Annotated in this window: 5 protein-coding genes; 3 read left to right on the forward strand and 2 right to left on the reverse strand. The window is 33.7% G+C overall.

Annotated elements, in window-relative coordinates:
* Nucleotides 1-197 precede the first annotated feature (197 nt).
* Nucleotides 198-1,895 carry an ATP-grasp domain-containing protein gene (locus QZN45_RS10785; RefSeq protein ID WP_296812896.1) on the forward strand — a complete coding sequence of 566 codons (1,698 nt, stop codon included), beginning with the start codon at nt 198-200 and terminating at the stop codon, nt 1,893-1,895.
* Between the two features lie 32 nt (nt 1,896-1,927).
* Nucleotides 1,928-3,655 carry an MATE family efflux transporter gene (locus QZN45_RS10790; protein WP_292882920.1) on the forward strand — a complete coding sequence of 576 codons (1,728 nt, stop codon included), beginning with the start codon at nt 1,928-1,930 and terminating at the stop codon, nt 3,653-3,655.
* Nucleotides 3,656-3,720: 65 nt separating this feature from the next.
* Here the strand turns inward: QZN45_RS10790 and QZN45_RS10795 are convergent, their stop codons facing one another.
* Nucleotides 3,721-3,855, reverse strand: coding sequence for a hypothetical protein (locus QZN45_RS10795; protein WP_296812898.1), 135 nt, complete (start codon nt 3,853-3,855; stop codon nt 3,721-3,723).
* Nucleotides 3,856-4,092: 237 nt separating this feature from the next.
* On the opposite strand from QZN45_RS10795, the gene QZN45_RS10800 reads away from it, so the two are divergent.
* The gene (locus QZN45_RS10800) at nt 4,093-4,266 is read left to right on the forward strand and encodes a hypothetical protein (RefSeq protein ID WP_292882924.1); all 174 of its coding nucleotides are present in this window, start codon (nt 4,093-4,095) and stop codon (nt 4,264-4,266) included.
* A gap of 47 nt (nt 4,267-4,313) precedes the next feature.
* Here the strand turns inward: QZN45_RS10800 and QZN45_RS10805 are convergent, their stop codons facing one another.
* Nucleotides 4,314-5,456, reverse strand: a complete 1,143-nt coding sequence (locus QZN45_RS10805; protein WP_296812899.1) for an MFS transporter — start codon at nt 5,454-5,456, stop codon at nt 4,314-4,316.
* Nucleotides 5,457-5,550 lie beyond the last annotated feature (94 nt).

The raw sequence follows: 5,550 nt of genomic DNA on the forward strand, positions 1-5,550 counted from the left end.
ATATTTCCAAAACACATAAAAAGAACAATGAAAATAGAACAAGGACTTTTAAGAAGATTCATGCTAAAACTAAATCATTGGAACATAAAAAATAAAAAAGAAAAAAATCACACAAGTTTTTGAAAGTGCCGTAAAAAATATTATCATAAAATATTTAAAGTTAAAAAATTATCTTACGGAAATATAATGGCGATATTATGAAAAATATCATAGTTGTTGAATGCATATCCACTGGAAAAAATTTTATAGGAGACATAATCAACAGAGGTTATAATCCTGTTGTGTTGCATTTAAAAGATTCAGATACCGAAGATGGGAAGAAATTTGGAGAACATGTCAAAGAGGAATATAAGTTGATTCCTTATGAATTTGACATGATTTATGAAAAGGACACATTTGAGGAAACTCTTGAAGAAGTGAGGAAGTTCAATCCTCTTTTGATTGTTCCGGGCAATGAAAGGGGAGTTGTTTTAGCAGCAAAACTGACACATGAATTAGGCATTTTGGGCAATTCAATCGAAAACCTTGATGCAATGACATTGAAAAATAAAATGCACAACAGATTGGCTGAAAGGGGGCTTCGATCAATAAAAGGAAAAGTTGTTCATAATTTAGATGAAGCATTGGAATTTTATGACAGTGAAAACCTAGATGAAGTTGTTATTAAACCTACCTACAGTGCAGGTTCAGCAAGCGTGCGAATTTGTGAAAATAGAAATGAAATGATTAATTCAATCAACCAGTTATTTGAAAATGTCAATTATTACGGGGACGAAATATCTGAACTTTTAATTCAAGAGAGAATAAACGGTACAGAATACATTGTAAATACTGTAAGTCATAAAGGTATTCCTCGTGTCACTTTGGTCTGGAAATACAACAAAGTCAAAACATCAGAAGGAGCCATTGTCTATGATTCCTGTGAAACTGTAAATGACTTGAGTCTTGGTGAAGCAGAAATGGTGGAATATGCTTATAAAGTTGCCGATGCATTGGAAATTCAATACGGCCCTGTTCATGGAGAATATATGATTGATGAAAAAGGCCCTGTTTTAATTGAAGTCAATTGCCGCCCCTGTGGAGGAGGCATGTCTGCAGAGTTCCTAGACAGAATTTCTGGCCAGCACGAAACAGATAGCATTCTTGATTCCTACTTAAAACCAAAATGTTTCTATGATCAAATGTATAAGAGATACAAATTATATGCTCATGGTACCTTGAAATTCTTCATCACTCCGAAAAACATGAATGTTCGCTCATCCCCAATAGTTAACATTGAAAAAAAATTAAAGGCGTTCCATGAAAGTAGCCTGATAAATGCAACTTATCCGGACATGTTTTTCCATAAAACTGAAGATTTAAATACAGCTGCAGGATATGTCTTCTTGGTTAATGAAAATAAAGACAAAGTGAATCATGATTTAAACTTCTTAAGGGATGTTGAGAGAAATGCATTTTCATTAATTCTAAGTGATGATGCTAAATATCCCGAATTAAAAGATGATGAAACTTATTTAAATGAAATCATTCCTATGATTAAAAAAATTGAAAAACATGGTACAGGACTTTTTGTTACTGACCAATTTGCTGATGATGTTGACACATACCAGATTAGCCAGGAAAAAATCAAGGATTTAAAAGGTAACTTTGATTTTATAGTCATAAATCTCAACAAGAGCCTTATAGATAAAAATGAAGCTGAAAAGGTAAAAATTATCTTGGAAGCATTCCTAAAGGTTAAAAGCGGAGGATTCCTTTTCGTTCCGAAAAATACATATCAGTTAATGTCAAGCGGACGGAAAGGTATCGAAGCACTTATAAAAGTTTTAGATTATAATATAGAACTTCCCCCTTATCACATTAGTGATATGATAATCGCCTCAAAAGGCAGATGATTTCTCTTAAAAAAAAATGAACAGTGACTAAAATGCCATACGAAAGAAGATATAACCTACTGAATTCAAAGTTTAAAGAATTTTTCTTTCCAACACTGCTTGCTGCAATAGCCGGTAATTTTGCAATTCTAGCGGATGCATTTATAATCAGTGCCCTGTTAGGTCCAATGAACCTGTCAGTCATTCAAAGTATGGAACCATTAGTACAATTTATCAATATGGTTTACTGGCTGATTGGATTTGGAGGCACCATACTTGCCACTAGTGAAAAAGCAAATTTCAATGATAAAAAGGCCAATTATATATTTACCATTTCCCTTATTAGCATAATTGCAATCTCAGTGTTAATCATGGTATTGGGTCTGCTGTTTCCGGATGCTTTCCTTCAGATATTATGCAATTCCAGTCAATTAAAGCCATTGGTCTTTGAATATTTTAAATATTATCTTCTGGCAATACCTTTCATCTGCTTTTTCATTGTTTTAGCCTACTTTGCTAAAATCGATGATTTTGTCCAATTGCAGTTCCGGGCGTTTCTCATAGCCAATGTATTAAACGTGATATTTGACGTTGTATTTATACAATATTTCAATATGGGAATTGGAGGTGCAGCATGGGGTCTGGTATTGGGATATCTCATCGCAACAGTTTACCTTTGCACTTATTTCTTTAATTCTAAACGGACACTGAAATTGATTAAGATTGAATTTGACAAATCAATGAAATACATGGTTGACATATGCAAGACCGGATTTCCATCATCATCAATAGCTCTGTATCAGGCAATAAAACTAGCCATTATCAATTTCATAATCCTTGGAGTAATGGCAAATGTTGGTTTGGTTGCATTCAACATGTGCTGCAATACATCCTTGTTGGTGAGCATATTCATTTTTGGTACTTCACAATCACTTATGCCTATCGTAACGGTTTATTTCCAGGAAAAAGATTACAATGGTGTAGATTATGTAGCAAGAAAATCATTAAAAATCGTTGTTGCTTTTGGAATATTTTTCACAGCACTGTTTACGCTGTTTCCCCAAACAATATTAACAATATTCTCCGTAAGCGATCCTTCCCACATTCCTTCAGTGATGAATGCTGTTAGAATATTCTCATTATGTCTTTTGGCATATTCAATAAACTTTTTATATATATTCTACATTCAATCCATACAGAACATGAGATTGGCGAATATCCTCACACTGTTGAATGGATTGGTATTTCCTGTAATATTCGTATTCCTATTTTCCATCATCTGGAAAGAAAACGGAATATGGTTTGCATTTGTAGTTTCAGAAATAGCTACACTTCTCGTTATTTACTTATATTCCGTATATTTGAATAAAAAGACTCAGGGAGAATACTCAGGATTTTTCCTAAAGAAACGCCATAATGAAAACGAGAAGATGCTTGAGTATACTATTCATGCCAATGAAAATGATGCAGTATACCTATCCAAACAAGTTCGGGATTTTGTAATGGATGAAAAAACAGGTGAACTCGTTAGTTTAGCAATGAAAGAACTTCTTATTTATATTCTGGAAATAAATGATAAATTAGATTGGATTGATGTGATTGTTAGGGACAATGATAAGTCTACAATTATTTCCATAAAGCATTCTGGAATTGGATACAATCCACAGACAGATACTGAGTTAAATTCAAAACATATTGACAATCTAATAAGCATTTCAGATAACATTGACTATTCACAAATATTAGGATTAAACAATACTGTCATTACCATTAAAAAGTAGTGAGGTATATTTTTTTAAAACAGGAAAAAAATTAAATTTAAAATTATCCTCTTATAAGTTAACAATTAAAATAATATGGTTTGCATGTCAATGTAGCTATGTTCATTAACTTCCATTACAACATCACCCTCTTTAATATCACCAATCAGTAAGGGCAAATCCAGATTATGCAACTTCAGGTTCTTTTTGACCAGCTTCATGTTACTGTTGGCATAACAGTTATATCCCTACTGATTATGATATTATGATTATTGTTTCCAGATAGTTTCCTTGAGACATTATGTAATTCAAGTCACTTGAGACCATTGGTTTATGAATATTTCAAATATTATCTTTTGGCAATACCATTCATGTGTTATTTTATCGTTTTGACATACTTCGTTAAAACAGATAACTTCGTTCAATTACATTTTAAATGATTTCTTATAGCCAACATCTTGAATGTTGTATTTGATGTGATTTTAATAGAATGCTTCAACATGGGGATTTCCGGTGCGGCATTGGGTATGGCATTGGGATATCTCATAGCGGCAATATACACATCCACTTACTTTTTCAACCCCAAACGTACACTGATACTATTAAAAAGTAATTATATTTCAATAAATTAAAAAATTAAATGAAAGCGGATGACTTCTCATCCACCATTATTATTTTTTCAATCCAAATCATTGAGAACAGTTCCTTTGGTTTCAGGAAATACCCAAATCCAAATACCCACAAGCAGGGCAAACAATGCGGCAATTGCAATACCATAACTCAAATCAAAGTATGATGCAACAGTTGTTATGATTACAGGAGTTATGAATTGCGCTCCACGTGCAAGGTTGAAAACCGTTCCAACGGCAGTATTTCTGATTTTTGTCGGGAACAGTTCCGAGAACAATGATCCAAATCCTCCAAAGAATCCTGTTCCAAAACCGGTTAGGAACATGAATACATAAAGCAAATCATGGACATGCTCAATTTGATTCCAGAAAATTGTTATCATTGATATTCCCAACGCCATGATGAAACTGTATATTGTAAATGCAGGACGCCTTCCAAGCTTTTCAGCTACAAAACCGAAAGTAGTATAACCTGTGAAATCACCACATTGGATCAAAATAACTCCAAATGTTGTGCTAAGCAATGCTAAACCTCTTTCCTGTTCAAGATAAGTCGGCAACCATGAATAAGTGTACCAATATGCAGACATTCCGAATATGCACAATACCAATGATATCAGGAATATCTTTCTGTGCTCCCTGCTAATCAATTCCTTGAATTGCTTTAGAATGCTCCTGTTAACGTATTTGTCTTTGTTTTGAATCCAGACGTCGGATTCATCAAGATATTTTCTTATGAAAATTATTGTAATTGCAGGAATTATTGAAACGAGAAAAGTCATTCTCCAACCAATGATAGGAGTCACCAATCCACCAACCATTGAAGCCAAAATAACTCCAACTGGTGCACCTGACTGCATGAAAGCACCAAATTTGGCCCTTAATTCATCAGGAAATGTTTCATTAATGTAGGTCTGACCGGTAGCCCATTCTCCACCAACACCCAATCCAGTGATAAATCTGAATATTAAAAGAGAATAGAAGTCCCACGTAAAGGCACACAATAGTGTTCCAATCGAATATATGATTATAGTCCATTGCAATACCTTTTTACGCCCATATCGATCTCCCAGCGCTCCAAAGATTATTCCACCAAAACCAGTGGCAAATAATGACATACCCAAACACAATGAAAGCATTTCGGCTGAAAAGTGTAGGCTGGATTGAAGCTGTGATACTAAAAAAGTGGGCAATGTTGAAATCCTAGAATTTTTTTCACTTGAAATTTCACATCGATGTGATTTCTTGATGTAAAATTAGTATTTCTTTGATTAGCCAGATATATGT

This window comes from uncultured Methanobrevibacter sp., from assembly GCF_900314695.1.
Classification (GTDB): domain Archaea; phylum Methanobacteriota; class Methanobacteria; order Methanobacteriales; family Methanobacteriaceae; genus Methanocatella.